Source organism: Micromonospora sediminicola (assembly GCF_900089585.1).
In the GTDB taxonomy this organism is placed as follows: domain Bacteria; phylum Actinomycetota; class Actinomycetes; order Mycobacteriales; family Micromonosporaceae; genus Micromonospora; species Micromonospora sediminicola.
Genome location: NZ_FLRH01000003.1, coordinates 3041322 through 3057190 on the forward strand (window position 1 = coordinate 3041322; position 15869 = coordinate 3057190).

A 15869-nucleotide genomic window follows, 5' to 3' on the forward strand; every position below is an offset into this window, starting at 1 on the left:
GCCTCTCTCATTCGTCGTATCAAATTCAAGGTGGTCTAACTCTGGACGTTTACTGTTAACAGTCCTAATAATAAGGCCCTCGGTTCCGCCCCGATCCGGAAGGGCCACCCCCATGCGCCGCCCCGCCATCCTCGCCCTGGCCGCCGTCCTGGCCGCCGGTGCTGCCACCGTCCACCTGGCGTCGTCCGCCTCCGCGGCCGCCGCCTGCTATCCCGCCTGGTCGTCGTCCGCCGTGTACGTCGGCGGCGGTCAGGCGTCGTACCAGGGCGTCAACTACCAGGCCAAGTGGTGGACCCAGAACGAGAACCCGGCCACGCACAGCGGCCAGTGGGACGTCTGGGCCAACCAGGGCGCCTGCGGCGGCTCCACCCCGCCGACCACGCCACCCCCGACCACGCCACCCCCGACCACGCCACCCCCGACCACGACGCCACCGTCCACCCCGCCCCCGACGACCACCCCGCCGCCGACCACGCCCCCGCCGACCGGCAACGGTCAGCTGCCGAAGCACTTCCTCACCGGTTACTGGCAGAACTTCGACAACCCGGCCCGGGAGATCCGGCTCCGTGACGTACCGGCCACCTACGACCTGATCGCGGTCGCGTTCGCCGACGCGACGAACACGCCCGGCACGGTGTCCTTCAGCATCGACCCGGGCCTGAGCGCCTCACTCGGCGGCTACACCGACGCCGACTTCAGGAACGACGTCGCCACCCTGCACTCGCGGGGCAAGAAGGTGATCATCTCGGTCGGTGGCGAGCGCGGCACGATCTCGGTCGCCAGTTCCAGCGCCGCAACGAACTTCGCCAACTCGATCGTCGGCCTCATCGCCAGCTACGGGTTCGACGGCGTCGACATCGACCTGGAGAACGGCGTCAACGCGACGTACATGGGTCAGGCCCTGCGGGACATCCGCAACCGGACGAACCCGAACCTGATCATCACGATGGCGCCGCAGACCATCGACATGCAGAGCACCGGCAGTCAGTACTTCCAGTTGGCGCTGAGCATCAAGGACATCCTGACCGTCGTCCACACCCAGTACTACAACTCCGGTGCGATGCTCGGCTGCGACAACAACGCCGCGTACGCCCAGGGAACGGTCAACTTCCTCGTGGCGCTCGCCTGCATCCAGCTGGAGAACGGGCTCCGGCCGGACCAGGTGTCCCTCGGGCTGCCCGCCGCGCCGAGCGCCGCCGGTGGCGGCTACGTCAACCCCTCGGTGGTCAACCAGGCCCTCGACTGCCTCGCCAAGGGCATCAACTGCGGCTCCGTGAAGCCGCCGCGCACCTACCCGGGGATCCGTGGCGCCATGACGTGGTCGGTCAACTGGGACGTCACCAACGGCAACGGATTCGCCAACACCGTCCGTCCCCACCTCAACACCCTTCCCTGAACCCCCGCAGGAGAGTGTCATGAAACTCAGGCAGAAGATCCTGGCCCTGGCCGCCGTCACGGTCACCGCCACCGCCCTCGCCGTCGCCCCGATGACCACGTCGAGCGCGGCCGCGGCCTGCTACCCGGCCTGGTCGTCGTCCGCCGTGTACGTCGGCGGCGGCCAGGCGTCGTACCAGGGCGTCAACTACCAGGCCAAGTGGTGGACCCAGAACGAGAACCCGGCCACCCACAGCGGCCAGTGGGACGTCTGGGCCAACCAGGGCACCTGCGGCGGCACCACCCCGACCACCCCGCCCCCCACCGGCCCGACCAACCCGCCCCCGGCCGGCAGGATGGCGGCGGCGCCGTACGTCTATCCCGGCTGGGGCAACCCGCCGGCGCCCTCGACGATCACCGGTCAGGGCGTCCGCGCGTTCACCGTCGCGTTCGTGCTGGCGAACGGCTGCAACCCGGTCTGGGACGGTGAGGGCGGCCTGACCGGCGGCGTCCACGAGTCCTGGATCAACCAGGCCAAGGCCGCCGGCGCCACCATCGTCCCGTCGATCGGCGGGTGGCAGGGCAACAAGCTCGGCCCGAACTGCGCCACCCCGGAGGCCCTCGCCGGCGCGTACCAGAAGGTCATCAACACCTTCGGCCTCAAGGCCATCGAGATCGACATCGAGAACTACGACGAGTTCGAGAACTACACGGTCGCCGACCGCATCGTGAGTGCCCTGGGCATCATCAAGCGCAACAACCCGGGCGTCACCACGATCCTGACCTTCGGTACGACCACGACCGGACCCAACGTGCACGGCGTCCGGCTGATCAACCAGGCCCGGGCGCTGAACGCCAACGTGGACGTCTTCACCATCATGCCGTTCGACTTCGGCGGCGGCGCGGACATGTACACCAGCACCCGCAACGCCGCGGAAGGTCTGAAGAATCAGCTGAAGTCCACGTTCGGCTGGAACGACCAGACCGCGTACGCCCACATGGGCATCTCCGGTATGAACGGGCTGTCCGACCAGCAGGAGGTCACCACGCCGGAGACCTGGACGCGGATCCGTGACTACGCCAGGAGCAACGGGCTCGCTCGATTCACGTTCTGGGCGGTGAACCGGGATCGCGGCTGCGCCGGCGGCGGCGTGGTGTCCAACTGCAGCGGCATCGCCCAGAGCGACTGGGAGTTCAGCCGGATCTCCGCCGGCTTCTGAGAGCTGTTCCACCAGGGCGGCGAAGCCGGGGAGGAGTCCGGGCGGCGGCCCGGACTCCTCCCCGCCCCGCACGGCATCCACCCTTCAGAAGCTGACCCCGAACGGCACCGGCGTCTTCGACGTCCTGACCGTGAGCGGCCGCACGGCTCGGCCGCGGTGTACGTCAGCTCGCCCCGCCCGTTCACCTCCGACAGCGCCCAGTCGCTGTGGAGCACCGAGGCGTGGTGCATCCGCAGCTCGGATCGCGGTGGTGCCGATGGCGGAGCACCCGGCTGCGCCGGGAGTCACGACACCGCGGGACCTGTCGGCGCCGTGGCGCCGTCGTTCGGCTCAGCGACCGACCTGGCGGGTGCGCTGCGGCGTGCGTCGACCGCCCCGGGTCACTCGGGTCGGTGGGATCGGTCCACGCCCTTGTGCACGCGGACCGTGCGCTCCACGAGCTCACGCAGCGTGCCCTCGTCGACGTCGTCGAGCCGCTTGAGGTAGAGGCAGCCCTTGCCGGTCCTGTGCGGGCCGAGCCGGGCGAGCAACGTCGGGTAGCGCTCCTCGTAACCGCCGACCAGATAGAGGACGAGCTGCTGCTTGCGGGGCGAGAAACCGGCCAGGGGCCAGTCGCCGGTGGGGCCGTGGTAGCTGCCGAAGCCCACGATGCTCGGGCCCCACATCACCGGCGGCTCACCCGTCACGTCGCGCAGGATCGCGCACAGGCGCAGGGCGTCGGCACGCCGGCGCTCGTCCGCGACCGCGGCCAGGAAATCGTCGACGCTCGCGTCGGTGGGAACCGTCACCGGCTGCCTTGATGTCGCCACGGCCGTGATGCTGTCACGTCCGTACGACAGGCGCCCCTGCGCGAGGACCGTTGCGCCGCCGACGTCGACGGCATCCGCACGTTCGGTCGAGGGGCCGGACCTCCGGACGCCCCGGTGGTGCCGCTGCCGCACGCCACCCGTCCTCGTCCTCCCAGTTCCGCGACCTGGTGCCGGGGCTCGGCAACCGTCGGCGGCTGGTCGCGCCCGATCTGCGCGGCAGGCGCTCCAGTCGCGAGCGGGATCGGCATGGACCGCGCCGCGCGCCCCGATGCCGTCGGGGAGACGTCGCGACGCTTCGTCCGTCCTCCCGTCGAGTAGGGATCACGCTCACCTGGCGGGGAGCGGCCGGCCGGAACCGCCCCGCAACCCCGGCGATGCCGGATCGGCATGAACACCGCCGATTCCGTCTTCGACCGCATGCCCGATCGCTGCCAGGGTCGAGTCCTGCCCAACCGGCGCTGTCCGGTGCCGGACGCACGACATCGACAAGGAGTGATCATGGTGCTCGCCCCACACCGTCTGGTGGCCGTGGTGTCAGCGGTGGCCCTCGCCGCCTGCGGTCCCGCCGATTCCGGCGATGCCGCCGAACGGCCGACGCCGGACCGTCCGATGACGGCCACCGCGTCCGCCGCGGCCGACCGGGACCGCGCGTTCCGGCACCTGGAGGAGACGTTCGACGCGCGGCTGGGGGTGTACGCGATCGACACCGGAACCGGCGCGACGGTGGGCTACCGGGCCGACGAGCGGTTCGCGTACGCCTCGACGTTCAAGGCGTTGGCCGCCGCGGAGGTTCTCGACGAGACCACGGATGCCGAGCTGGACCGGGTGGTGCGGTACTCGGCGGACGACCTGGTCACCTACTCGCCGATCACCGAGAAGCACGTCGCCGACGGCATGACGCTGCGCGCGCTCGCCGACGCGGCCGTGCGCTACAGCGACAACACCGCCGGTAACCTGCTGCTGCGCCGGCTCGGCGGACCGCAGAGGTTCGAGAAGGAACTGCGCGGGGTCGGCGACAAGGTCACCGCCCCCGCACGGTACGAGACCGCGCTCAACGAGGCGCTCCCGGGGGACCGTAGGGACACCAGCACCGCTCGGGCCCTGGCTCAGGACCTGCGGGCGTACGCCGTCGGCGACTCCCTCGACCCCGCGGACCGCGACATCCTCAACGGCTGGCTGCGGGGCAATACCACGGGCGGCGAGTTGATCCGCGCCGGTGTGCCCGACGGCTGGGTCGTCGGGGACAAGACCGGTTCCGGCGGCTACGGGACCCGCAACGACATCGCGGTGGTCTGGCCACCGGACCGGGCGCCGATCGTGCTCGCGGTGCTGTCCAGCCGCGACCAGAAGGACGCCGACTACGACAACGCCCTGATCGCCCGGGCGGCCGAGGTCGCGATCGCCGTGTTGTGACGGCTCCACCAGCCGGTGCGGCGCCAGCCGTCCGGTAGCGCGGATGGAGGCCGCGGTGAACGCGCCGGTCGCCGGCAGGACCGACACCACCGACGCCGAGAACCACGAATGTCACGGTGCGACGGTGACGCGGTGACACTGCCCGCGCCGTCCGGCGAGCGCTGCAATGGGAATGCCACGCCGCTTGGAAGGAACCCCATGGACGCCACACGAACCGACGAACCGACGCAGCGTCACCGGCCGGCCGTCGACAGCTCCCGGCCCTTCGGGGCCCACCTGCGGATGAGCTGGTGGAAGCCGCTCGTGGTCATCGGTGTCCCACCGGTGGTGATGCTGGTCCTCCAGGTCCTGCTCTATCAGGTCGTGGGCGCCATCGAGGGCAGCGACGACCCGATGTCCCCCGTCATGACGCCGCTGAAGTCCCTGGCCGTCAACATCAGCATCGGCACGTCGGGCGTGGTGGCGGTCCTGCTCCTGGCGCGGATCGCCAAGGTGCCGTGGCGCAGGCTGATCAGCTCACCCCGGGCCGTCGACACCCGCCGCCTGACGTACTACCTCGTGATAGCCGCGGTGCTCGTGGGCGCGGGGATCGGCGTCGTGGCGCTGGTGGCGCCGGACTCGCCGGGCTGGACCACCTTCGGTGTCAGCGGCACGACGATCGGCCTGCTGGCGGTCACCGTGCTCAGTACGCCGCTGCAGTCCACCGGCGAGGAGTTGTTGTGGCGCAGCGCCGTGCTGCCCGCCGCCGCGTCCTGGGTGCGTGCGGTCCGGCCGGCGCTGGCCGTCGGGCTCGTCGTGTCGAGTCTGGGCTTCGCCGTGCTCCACGGGTCGAGCGACCCCTGGCTGTTCGGTTACTTCACCTTCATCGGCCTCTGCACCGGCCTGATGGCGATCATCAGCGGCGGCGTCGAGGCGCCGGTCGCCTTCCACGTCGCCAACAACGTCCTGTTCGGGGTCGTCAGCACGGTGATGGCCGACGGCGAGCCCTACGCGATCGACCGCGCCACCGACTCCGGCGACGCGTCCCTGCTGATCCTGGCGGCCGTCAACGTCGCCATGGTGGTGCTGGTCTGGTCGCGTGAGCGGCGGACCTGGCCCAGAACCGCCGGCTAACCCCACCAGGGCAGCGTGCCCGTGCGCAGGTGGTCGTGCAGGGAACGGGCGACCTGGGCCATCGTCGCCTCGCTGCCGGGCTGGGCGACGGCGGGCACCCGGGAGGCGGTGAGTGCGGCGACCGCGTACGACTGCCCGTCGCCGTGGTCCACCACCCCGACCTCGTGGCGCAGGTGCAGCAGGGTGCCGGTCTTGGACGACCAGCGGGAGGCGTCGGAGGTGAAGTCGGGGGCGAGCCGCTGCCGGTGCAGGTTGTCGCCCATCAGGGCGCGCACCCGCGCGGCGGTGGTCTGGTGGATCACCGACGGTCGCCAGAGGGCCTGCAGCAGGTCGACGTAGGCCCGCGCCGATCCGGTGTTGGCACGGGTGACGTCGAGCTGGGCGACCGGATGGCCCTGCCCGGGAGTCGCCGCGCCGATGGCGAGGGAGTGGGCCAGATGCGCGTCGTCGGGTCCGAGCCGTTCCGCCGGCGTGTCGGCGAGGTCGCCCGCCCGGTGCCGGACGGCGATGCCGTCGACGCGCAGTCGCCGCAGTTCGGCGGCGACCGCGGCCGGCGGGACGAGGTCGAACAGCGCGTCGGCGGCGACCGAGTCGCTGACGGACGTGCTCAGGTACAGCAGGTCGTCCACGGCGATCCGTGCCGGATGCCGGAATCGGCTCAGACCGGTCGGGCCGGGGGTGGTGATCCGACCGGGCGCGACGTCGACCGGCAGCGCCGGGTCTATTTCGCCACGGGCGATCCGTTCCAGCACGGCGACCGCCAACGGCACCTTCACCAGCGACGCCGACGGGTAGCGGGCGTCCGCGTCGAAGCCGATCTCCGCGCCGCTGTCGAGGTTGCGGACCAGGAAGGCGCCGCGCAGCCCGGCCTCGTCGAGGAGCCCGCGCGCGTCGCGCACGACGGTGGTGGCACTCACGTCGTCGCGCCCAGGCATCGCGCTATGTCCGAATGCAGAACCGTTCGCAGCTGTTCGAGGTCCTCGCGGAGGCCGGCGGCGATGTCGTAGCCGCGTACGAGTCGGGGCTCGGCGAGGGGACACCAGTGCAGCCCGAAGTCCTCGGCCTGCTGGCGGGAGCAGAGCAGCAGGTCGGGTGAGCTGAGCGCCTTCGCCGCGGCGTCGACGAGCGACGGCGCGACGGTGACCTGGGCCGGCGCCAGTCCGGCCGACTGGCCGGCGCGGGTCAGCGGATCCCGCAGGTGGGCGAGGTCGTCCTCGGGCTGGATGAGGATCCGCCGTCGTGCCTGGGTGCGGGCTCGGCCGCGGCGCAGCGTCTCCAGGAACACCGTCGCCGCCGGAAACGGGGTCCGGGCGGCCAGCCCGAGCGGAACCCGCCAGGAAGCCGCCGCCTCGGGGACCGCCAGGATCCCCGCGCCGACCTCCAGTGCCTGACAGAGCCGGTCGCGTTCCTGCGGGCCGGCCGGCCGTACCTCCAACTTGAGGCGGTGACGCCGGCTCGCGACCACCAGGGCGGCGAGGCGGGGTGCGGGACAGGTCTCGGGTACGGCGACCTGTAGCGGGCGCAGCCGGGCGCGCTCGACGTCGTCGGTCATCGCGTCGGCGAGATCGACCAGGCGACGGGCCGTCGGCAGCATGTCCTGCCCGAACGACGTCAACCGAACCGCCCGGGAGGACCGGTCGAACAACCGCGCCCCGAAGTGCCCCTCCAGGGCGGCGATGCGGCGACTGGCGACCGACTGGGGGATGCCCGCCGCGGCGGCGCCGGAGGTGAAACTGCCGTGCCCGCTGACGGCGACGAAAGCCCGGCAGGCGGCGACCACATCCACCTGCCGAACCTATACCTGGAACGCATGGAACCGACGACCGGAGGCCGGACGAGGATCGTCCGCTACAACCAGTCGTGTTCGCGGGCGTACCGGGCGGCCTCGTGGCGGGTCCGGGTCTGGGTCTTGCGCATGGCGTTGGAGAGGTAGTTGCGGACGGTTCCCGGCGCGAGGTGCAGTCGGGCGGCGATGTCGGTGACCGAGTAGCCCTCGCCGGTGACCCTCAGGACGTCGGCTTCGCGGTCGGTGAGGGGGGAGTCGTCGGTGACGGCGAGTGCCGACACGTCCGGATCGATCCAGCGCTTACCGGCATCCAGGGTGGCGATGACGGAGGTGATGTGGGCCGGCTCGGCGGACTTGCTGATGAAGCCTTGGACGCCGAGTTTCAGGGCCTTGCGGAGCACGCCGGGGCGGGCGTGCCGGGTCAGCATGAGGATCACCTGCTCGGGTCGCGTTCGACGGATCTCGGCGACCGCGCCGAGGCCGTCCACGCCGGGCATCTCCAGGTCGATGACCAGGACGTCGGGCCGGTGCCGCAGGGTGGCCTCGATGGCAGTCTCACCGTCCTGCGCCTCGGCGAGAACGGTGATGTCACCCTCCAGGGGCAGCAGCGCGGCGAGGGCCGTCCGGAGCAGCACCTCGTCGTCGGCGAGCACGATTGTCGTCATCGACCGTCCTCCTTCAGGGCCGGTGGCTGCACCGCGCCACGGGCGGGCGGGAACGTCGCGGCCGTCCGGAAGCGCCCCTCGTGCTGTTCCACGATCAGCTGACCGCCGTCATCCGCCAGCCGTTGCCGCAGCGCGGACAGTCCCCTGAGCTCCGGTGGGGTGTCGGCGGTCACGCCGTCGTTGACGATGGTGATGCCCGACCCGGCGAGCGTGATCCGCACCTGGGTGGCCTGCGCGTGGCGCAGGATGTTGGTGGTGGTCTCGCGCAGCACCTGCCCGAGCAGTTCGCTGACGTGGGCGTCGACCTCGGCCTCCCGGGTCACCCGCACCCGGATGCCGGCGGCCTCGAACAGGTTCTTCGCGTTCTCGATCTCCGCGGTCAGGTTGAGCCGCCGTTGGGCGTACGCGAGTTCCTTGGTCTGCGTGATGGTGTCGCTGACCAACGCGTACGTCTCGCGCAGTTCCTCCTCGGCCCGCGCGGTGTCGCGGAGCAGCAGTCGCTGGGCCAGGGCGATCTTCAACTTGACCACGTGCAGGGTGTGGCCCTGGATGTCGTGCAGGTCGCTGGCGAATCGCACGCGCTCCCGGACGACGGCCAGCTCCGCCTCGCGTTCCCGGGTCTGTTCGAGTTCCCGGATGAGGTCGTAGAACCGCTCGCCCACGATCGTGAAGACCGTCACGACGACGGTGAGGGCGGTGGGGACGAGGACGTAGGTGACCAGGACGTGAGCGACGTCGTCCCGCTGCACCAGCAGCCGCGCCGCGCCGACGACGGCGACGTAGGAGAACAGCCCGGCCACCGCCGGCCCGCGGTGCCGCCGGACCTCCCGCAGGGCGAGGGAACCCACGGCGCAGAACCCCCAGTAGGCGTTGGGACTGCCGGTCACCAGGACCCCCAGCGGCCACACCGCTGCCCCGACGACCAGGCAGGGCACCGCCACCCGGGCCAGGTCGTTGGCCGTCCATCGTTCGAAGGCCACCACGGCCGCCACCGCACCCGGCGCCAGGACGACGATGTGCCACCAGGTACGCACGTCGATGTAGAGGAGGACCGCGGCGGCGAACACCACGGGCGGTAGTGACGTGACGAGATTGAGTCGGCGCAGCCTTCCCTGCGTCGACTCGGTGAAGCGCGGTGATCTCGCGGTCACCACACCAGTATCCGGCAGCCACGGGTCGCGACCAGTGACACCACGTCACATGCGGTGATGACACCGCGCCACTGACGGGTCGGCGGCGCCCGCGCTGTCATGGGTGCATGTCCACCTCACCCGTCATCGAAGTCGACCGGCTGAACCTCACGTACGGTGACTTCCACGCCGTCAAAGACCTCTCCTTCGAGGTACGGCCCGGAGAGCTGTACGCGCTGTTGGGCACCAACGGTGCCGGGAAGACCTCGACGCTGGAAGTCGTCGAGGGACACCGGAGGCCGACCTCCGGGAGCGTCCGCGTCCTCGGGCACAGCCCGCAGGACCGCCGTCTGGTCCGTCCCCGGATGGGCGTCATGCTCCAGGAAAGTGGTTTCTCCCCGGACCTTACGGTTCGCGAGTCCGTCCGGCTCGTCGGCCGGCTCACCCGGCGCGGCGACGACGTCGACCGGGTGCTCGACCTGGTCGACCTCACCGGGCGGGCCGGCCGCAGGGTGTCGCAGCTCTCCGGCGGCGAGAAGCGGCGGCTGGACTTCGCCACCGCCGTCTACGGCACCCCAGAGTTGATCTTCCTGGACGAGCCGACCACGGGGCTGGACATCCAGTCCCGCGACGCCGTCTGGGCGACTGTGGACCGGCTCCGCGAGAACGGCGCCACCATCGTGCTCACCACCCACTACCTGGAGGAGGCGCAGCAGCGCGCCGACCGGATCGGACTGATGCACCAGGGCGCCCTGCACCGCGAGGGCACGGTGGCGGAACTGACCCGCACCCTGCCGGCGGTCATCCGCTTCTCCCTCCCGGCCGGAGCGCCGGCGCTGCCGCTGCCGGCTGCGGTCGACGCCGAGGGGAAGGTCGTCGTCGAGACCTTCGGACTGCAGAAGGACCTGCACGTCCTGCTCGGGTGGGCCCAGGACCACGCCGTCGAGCTGCAGGGTCTGGAGGCCGGGCCGACCCGCCTCGACGACGTCTTCCGCGCCATCAGCAACTGAACCGCGACCTCGACAGGAGTTCCCCCGTGTTGTCCATCGCCGCAAGCGAGCTGATCCAGATCTTCCGCAACCGGCTGGTACTGATCACCAGCCTCATCATCCCGGTGGTCGTCAGCGCGTTCTTCGTCCGCCAGCACGAGACCTACGCCGCCCTCGGCAGTCTCGGCTACATCGCCGCGATCGTGATGTTCACGATCACCGCGTTCGGGCTCTATGCCACCGCGGTCACCACGCTGGCCTCCCGGCGGCAGAACCTCTTCCTCAAGAGACTGCGCTCCACCGCCGAGGGGGACGCCGGCATCCTCGCCGGCCTGCTGCTGCCCGTCCTCGTCCTCGCCGTGGTGCAGGTGACCGCCATCCTGACCGTCCTGGCCGTGGTCGCCGGCGGACCGGCCGACGTCGCTCTGCTGGTCGTGGCGTTCCTCGCGACCCTGGCCATGATGGTCGGCCTGGCCCTGGCCACGGCCGGGCTGACGAACTCCCCGGAACACGCTCAGGTCACCACCCTGCCCGTCACCCTCGGTGTGATCGCCGCGGCCACCTGGGTCGGCATCTCCGGCACGGAGAACCTCGCCTGGCTCAAGCGGCTGCTGCCCGGCGGCGCGGCCGCGGAACTGACCATGAACGCCTGGAACGGCGGGGTCGCCGTGACCGACTCCCTGGTCCTGCTCGCGCCCACGCTCGGCTGGGTCGTCATCTCCGTCGCCCTCGCCATCCGCCTCTTCCGCTGGGAGCCCCGCCGATGACCACCGCACCCCGCTCGGACGCCCCGACCCTCGTCGAAGACCTCCTCCTGCTGCTGTTCCAGCCCACATCCGGGACCATCGCGGGTGAGAACACCCTCTTCTACGTCCTCGGTGGCGCGGTCCTCGCGGACCTGGCGCTCGGCGACCACCTGATCACGGCGGACCGTGGGCGGGTCAGTGGCGTGGCGGGTCACCCACCGTCGGACGACCTCCTCCGCCCGGCGTGGAACTACCTCGCCGAGAAACCGAGGGGAGTGCAGACCGCACTCGCGGCCATCGGTCCCGCCCTGCGCAAGCCGGTGTTGGAGCGGCTCGTCGCCCGTGGCGACATCGACGAGGCGCCGCGCAAGGTGCTCGGCCTGTTCCGGACGACGGCCCTGCGCGACGGCAGGACCGAACGACGGGCCCGCCTGCTCGCCGACGTTCGGCAGGTTCTCGTGGCGGGTGCGGAGCCGCGAGCCCGTGTCGCCGCGCTCGCGGCGCTGCTCTCGGCCAGCGGGACACTGCCGCAGTTCCACCGCGAGATCCCGTGGACGTCAGAGGTGATCACGCGGGCCAAGGCGCTCGAGCGCGGCGACTGGGGTGCCGGCGCCGCGGCCGAGGCGGTGACCCGTACCGTCACGGCCACGGTCGTCAACAGCGTCATCGTGGCCGTCACCGTGCTGCCGCGCAGCTAGTGGCGGGCACGCTGCGGAGCTTTCCCGCCGACAGCGAGCCGGCACTGCGGTCCGGGAGGCGCGGTGGCCGACGGTGAGTTCCCGCGCGCCGATCACCAGGCGCAGGGCGCGTAGTCCTTCAGGAAGCAGCCGTAGAGGTCCTCGCCCTGTTCGCCGCGGACGATCGGGTCGTAGACCCGGGCCGCGCCGTCGACCAGGTCCAGTGGGGCGTGGAAGCCGGCGTCCGCCAGCCGCATCTTCGTCGGGTGGGGCCGCTCGTCGGTGATCCAGCCGGTGTCGACGCTGGTCATGAGGATGCCGTCGGCCAGCATCTCCTGGGCGCTGGTTCGGGTGAGCATGTTCAGCGCGGCCTTGGCCATGTTGGTGTGCGGGTGCTCCGGCCCCTTGTAGCCGCGGGCGAACTGGCCCTCCATCGCCGACACGTTCACCACGTACTTCCGGCGGGCGGTCGCCGCGGCCATCGCCGGTCGCAGTCGGCTGACCAGCACGAACGGCGCGGTCACGTTGCACAGCTGCACTTCGAGCAGTTCGATCGGGTCCACCTCGTGCACCCGCTGCACCCAGCTGTTGACCGGTTCGAGGTCCGGCACCAGACCGCCGGCGTCGATGGCGCTCGCTGCCGCGATGCGCTCCGGCGACGCGGAGCCGCCGGTCAGCGCCAGCGCGGTGAGCGCGTGCGGGGTGAGCGCCGGACGCGCCGGGGCGGTCAGACTGCCGGCCGGGTCGTTCCGGCCGGCCGTCGGGGCGAACGTGATGATCTCCGGCAGCGGACCGTCCGGCAGGGCCGCCGCCTCCGCGGCGACGAGCGGCGCGTATGCCCCGGGGGTGCGGCGGACGGTCTGCGCCGCGTTGTTGATCAGGATGTCGAGTGGTCCCTGGGCGCTGACCGAGTCGGCGAGGGCGATCACCTGGGCGGGGTCGCGCAGGTCGATCCCGACGATCCGCAGGCGGTGCAGCCAGTCCGCGCTGTCCGGCATCGCGGCGAACCGGCGGACCGCGTCGTGCGGGAACCGGGTGGTCACCGTGGTGTGCGCGCCGTCGCGCAGCAGCCGCAGCGCGATGTACATGCCGATCTTCGCCCGGCCGCCGGTGAGCAGCGCGCGCCGGCCGGTCAGGTCGGTGCGGGCGTCGCGGCGCTCCCGGTTGAGCGCGGCGCAGGGCGGGCAGAGCTGGTGGTAGAACGCGTCCACCTCGCGGTAACGCTGCTTGCAGACGTAACAGCCGCGCGGGTTGTGCAGGAAGCCGGCAGTGGCGCCGACGGTGGGGGAGGCCAGCGGGATGCCCTGGGTCTCGTCGTCGATCCGGCCCGGGGCGCCGGTGGCGGTGGCCGCCGTCACCGCCCGGTCGGCCGCCAGGACGGCGTTCCGGCGGTCCTCGCGTCGCCGCTGCTTGATCACCTTGTAGAGCTTCGCGGTGGCCCGCTGCACCCGCACCACGTCGGGGTGGTCGGGTGGCAGGTTCTCCAGCGCCTCGAAGACGGCGAGGCAGGTCTCCAGCCGATCGCGGTCAATGCCGTGCTGGCCGTTTTCGGTACTCTTGTCCGCCGTCATACCGCCGCTGTCTCATTCCGTTCCCGCACCGGATCCACCCGGCCCGCCCCACGTCCGACCGGAACTGTACGCACCGCGGGGCCGCCGACGCATCCCGCGTCGACCCGCCGGCCCGGGAGGTCGGGGCGAACCTCGCCCGGCGGGGCGAACGGTGCATCTCCCTCCCGGACGGGCGGGGCGGAAGCGGCCACGCCGAGGTGTGCGGGCCCGTGACCGGGTTGGTTGTCATCCTCTTCTGCATCGTTGTAAATTGGCGTGCGTCCATGTTCGACGAAGGAGGTAGTTCTGGACTGCGCACTGGCCTTCGATGCCACCTACGCCCCCCACGCCGCCGTCGTTGTGTCCACCGTGGTCGCCCACATGCCGGCGGAACCGTTGCGGTTCTGGTTCGCCGCGGGCGACGACGTCACCGAGCGCAGCCGGGCCGCTCTGACCCGGGCGGCCGGGCGCGCCACCGTCTCCTTCCTGACGGTGGACCCACCCCCGATCCGCCTGCCCGGCTCCCGCGAACCCCACCTGAGCTACCTCTCGGCCGCCATGTACCTGCGGCTGCTGATCCCGCACGCCCTGCCGCCGGACGTCCACCGCCTGGTCTATCTCGACTCGGACGTGCTCTGCACCGGCTCGTTGGCGGAACTGCGTGACCTCGACCTGGCCGGCGCGCCCCTCGGCGCGGTCCGGGACGCGTTCACCCGCCGGCTGATCGACACCGGCGGCCTGCCGGGCATCTACGGCCGGTACCACGACCTCGACGCCCAGGCCCCGTACCTCAACTCCGGGGTGCTGCTCATCGACGTGCCGCGGTGGAAGGAGCTCGACGTCACCGCCAAGGCGCTCGACTACGTCGCCCGCCACGCGGACGAGTCGCGCTTCCCGGACCAGGACGCCCTCAACCATGCCGTCTACGGGCGGTGGACACGGATGCCCAAGCGCTGGAACCACATGATGGCGTGGCGACTCGATCCGCGCGTCGGCGGGAACGTCACCGACGCGTCCGTCATCCACTTCGCCGGCCCGGTGAAGCCGTGGCATCCGGAGTTCCCCGACGGCGTGTACCGGCAGATGTACTGGCGACACCGCCGCCGTACCGAGGTGGTCACCGCCCGGAACAGATGACCTGGAGCGACCCGCGCCGGCCGGTTCACTTGTGCTGTCGATCGCCGGACCCGGCGGCGGTCCGGGCGGTGATCTCCGCACACCGTGACCTGATCGCGCACGAGACCCTCGCGATCTCCGCGACGCTCGTGGACCCGCTGTCGGAGGGCTTGCCGGGCACGGTCGGCGGCGGCGAGGAGATCCTGGTGCACGCCCTCCGGGCCTGAGGCGGAGGCGGTGCCGCGGCGGAACAGGGCCGCGGCACCGCCCGCACGGCGGTCAGGGGCGGGGGAAGACCGGCACCGGCTGGTCCTCCGGGTCGAGGTCGAGCCCGGCGGGCCCGATGATCCGCGGATCGGGTACGCCGACGACCGAGGCGTCCTTGCCGGCGTAGTCGAACCGATGCAGCACGTGCCGCATCGCCTCCAGCCGGGCCCGCTTCTTGTCGTTGCTCTTCACCACGGTCCACGGGGCGTCGGCGGTGTCGGTCCAGAAGAACATCGCCTCCTTGGCCTCGGTGTAGTCGTCCCAGCGGTCGAGGGAGGCGAGGTCCATCGGGGAGAGCTTCCACTGGCGTACCGGGTCGACCTTGCGGATGACGAAGCGGGTGCGTTGCTCGTTGCGGGAGACCGAGAACCAGAACTTGACCAGCCGGATGCCGGAGCGGACCAGCATCCGCTCCAGGTCCGGGGCCTGCCGCAGGAACTCCAGATACTCCTTGCGGGAGCAGAAGCCCATCACCCTCTCCACGCCGGCCCGGTTGTACCAGGACCGGTCGAACAGCACGATCTCCCCGGCCGCCGGCAGGTGCGCCAGCCAGCGCTGGAAGTACCACTGGCCGGCCTCCCGCTCGTCCGGCTTCTCCAGGGCGACGACGCCGGCGCCCCGCGGGTTGAGGTGCTCCATGAAGCGTTTGATCGTGCCGCCCTTGCCGGCGGCGTCGCGGCCCTCGAAGAGGATCACCAGCCGCTCGCCGGTGTCCTTCACCCAGTCCTGGAGCTTCAGCAGCTCGATCTGCAGCAGGCGCTTCTCCCGGTCGTACGCCTCCCGGTCGAGACGCTCGTCGTAGGGGTAGCCGTCGCGCCAGGTCTCCACCGGGCGGCCGTCGGGCAGCAGCAGCACCGGATCGTCGTCGTATCCGTCACGTACCTGGTAGTCGGCGTCGAGGTCCAGCAGCGCAGCGTCGGCCATACCGACCGTACCTACCCCGCCACACCTGCCGCGACGCCTCCGGACAGGGGGAATGCCTGGTCGATTGTGCGGTCGATAGGGGTCCTCCCG

16 protein-coding genes are annotated in these 15869 nt (G+C 71.4%); 9 read left to right on the top strand and 7 right to left on the bottom strand.

Annotated elements, in window-relative coordinates; all coding sequences use genetic code 11:
• Window positions 1-112: 112 nt before the first annotated feature.
• Window positions 113-1396: a chitinase gene (locus GA0070622_RS14620; protein WP_091573796.1), complete on the top strand. Its 1284-nt coding sequence runs from the start codon at window positions 113-115 to the stop codon at window positions 1394-1396.
• 19 nt (window positions 1397-1415) lie between these two features.
• Window positions 1416-2594 carry a carbohydrate-binding protein gene (locus tag GA0070622_RS14625; protein ID WP_091573797.1) on the top strand — a complete coding sequence of 393 codons (1179 nt, stop codon included), beginning with the start codon at window positions 1416-1418 and terminating at the stop codon, window positions 2592-2594.
• Between the two features lie 380 nt (window positions 2595-2974).
• On the opposite strand, the gene GA0070622_RS14630 is transcribed toward GA0070622_RS14625, so the two are convergent.
• Window positions 2975-3403 carry a DUF1801 domain-containing protein gene (locus GA0070622_RS14630; RefSeq protein ID WP_245666291.1) on the bottom strand — a complete coding sequence of 143 codons (429 nt, stop codon included), beginning with the start codon at window positions 3401-3403 and terminating at the stop codon, window positions 2975-2977.
• A 498-nt stretch (window positions 3404-3901) separates the two neighbouring features.
• On the opposite strand from GA0070622_RS14630, the gene bla reads away from it, so the two are divergent.
• On the top strand, window positions 3902-4816 hold the full coding sequence (gene bla / locus GA0070622_RS14635; RefSeq protein WP_091577403.1) for a class A beta-lactamase: 915 nt from the start codon (window positions 3902-3904) through the stop codon (window positions 4814-4816).
• A gap of 198 nt (window positions 4817-5014) precedes the next feature.
• Window positions 5015-5929 (top strand): CPBP family intramembrane glutamic endopeptidase, encoded by a 915-nt coding sequence (locus GA0070622_RS14640; protein ID WP_091573799.1) that lies wholly within the window; start codon window positions 5015-5017, stop codon window positions 5927-5929.
• On the opposite strand, the gene GA0070622_RS14645 is transcribed toward GA0070622_RS14640, so the two are convergent.
• The 4 genes from GA0070622_RS14645 to GA0070622_RS14660 all read right to left on the bottom strand — a co-directional run bounded on the left by GA0070622_RS14645 (window position 5926) and on the right by GA0070622_RS14660 (window position 9531).
• A complete protein-coding gene (locus GA0070622_RS14645) occupies window positions 5926-6846 on the bottom strand; it encodes a serine hydrolase (protein ID WP_091573800.1) in 921 nt (306 codons plus the stop codon). The two genes, GA0070622_RS14640 and GA0070622_RS14645, sit on opposite strands and share 4 nt — an antisense overlap.
• Window positions 6843-7715, bottom strand: coding sequence for a LysR family transcriptional regulator (locus tag GA0070622_RS14650; protein ID WP_091573801.1), 873 nt, complete (start codon window positions 7713-7715; stop codon window positions 6843-6845). The genes GA0070622_RS14645 and GA0070622_RS14650 overlap by 4 nt, the downstream gene beginning before the upstream one ends.
• A 62-nt stretch (window positions 7716-7777) precedes the next feature.
• On the bottom strand, window positions 7778-8380 hold the full coding sequence (locus GA0070622_RS14655; RefSeq protein WP_091573802.1) for a response regulator transcription factor: 603 nt from the start codon (window positions 8378-8380) through the stop codon (window positions 7778-7780).
• On the bottom strand, window positions 8377-9531 hold the full coding sequence (locus tag GA0070622_RS14660) for a sensor histidine kinase (RefSeq protein WP_091577406.1): 1155 nt from the start codon (window positions 9529-9531) through the stop codon (window positions 8377-8379). Before GA0070622_RS14660 ends, GA0070622_RS14655 begins: the two co-directional genes overlap by 4 nt.
• 107 nt (window positions 9532-9638) lie before the next feature.
• On the opposite strand from GA0070622_RS14660, the gene GA0070622_RS14665 reads away from it, so the two are divergent.
• Genes GA0070622_RS14665 through GA0070622_RS14675 form a run of 3 tightly spaced genes read left to right on the top strand, consistent with a single transcriptional unit; the run spans window position 9639 to window position 11943 of the window.
• Window positions 9639-10520: an ABC transporter ATP-binding protein gene (locus GA0070622_RS14665; protein ID WP_091573803.1), complete on the top strand. Its 882-nt coding sequence runs from the start codon at window positions 9639-9641 to the stop codon at window positions 10518-10520.
• Between the two features lie 29 nt (window positions 10521-10549).
• Window positions 10550-11266 (top strand): ABC transporter permease, encoded by a 717-nt coding sequence (locus GA0070622_RS14670; RefSeq protein ID WP_218060591.1) that lies wholly within the window; start codon window positions 10550-10552, stop codon window positions 11264-11266.
• Window positions 11263-11943, top strand: coding sequence for a GOLPH3/VPS74 family protein (locus tag GA0070622_RS14675; protein WP_091573805.1), 681 nt, complete (start codon window positions 11263-11265; stop codon window positions 11941-11943). The genes GA0070622_RS14670 and GA0070622_RS14675 overlap by 4 nt, the downstream gene beginning before the upstream one ends.
• Window positions 11944-12035: 92 nt before the next feature.
• On the opposite strand, the gene GA0070622_RS14680 is transcribed toward GA0070622_RS14675, so the two are convergent.
• Window positions 12036-13493, bottom strand: coding sequence for an SDR family oxidoreductase (locus GA0070622_RS14680; protein WP_091573806.1), 1458 nt, complete (start codon window positions 13491-13493; stop codon window positions 12036-12038).
• Between the two features lie 255 nt (window positions 13494-13748).
• On the opposite strand from GA0070622_RS14680, the gene GA0070622_RS14685 reads away from it, so the two are divergent.
• Both GA0070622_RS14685 and GA0070622_RS32585 read left to right on the top strand, forming a co-directional pair.
• Window positions 13749-14609 (top strand): glycosyltransferase family 8 protein, encoded by an 861-nt coding sequence (locus GA0070622_RS14685; RefSeq protein ID WP_176558900.1) that lies wholly within the window; start codon window positions 13749-13751, stop codon window positions 14607-14609.
• Between the two features lie 68 nt (window positions 14610-14677).
• Window positions 14678-14815, top strand: coding sequence for a hypothetical protein (locus tag GA0070622_RS32585; protein WP_176710489.1), 138 nt, complete (start codon window positions 14678-14680; stop codon window positions 14813-14815).
• A 52-nt stretch (window positions 14816-14867) separates the two neighbouring features.
• Here the strand turns inward: GA0070622_RS32585 and ppk2 are convergent, their stop codons facing one another.
• The gene (ppk2, locus tag GA0070622_RS14690; RefSeq protein ID WP_218012400.1) at window positions 14868-15779 is read right to left on the bottom strand and encodes a polyphosphate kinase 2; all 912 of its coding nucleotides are present in this window, start codon (window positions 15777-15779) and stop codon (window positions 14868-14870) included.
• Window positions 15780-15869: the final 90 nt, after the last annotated feature.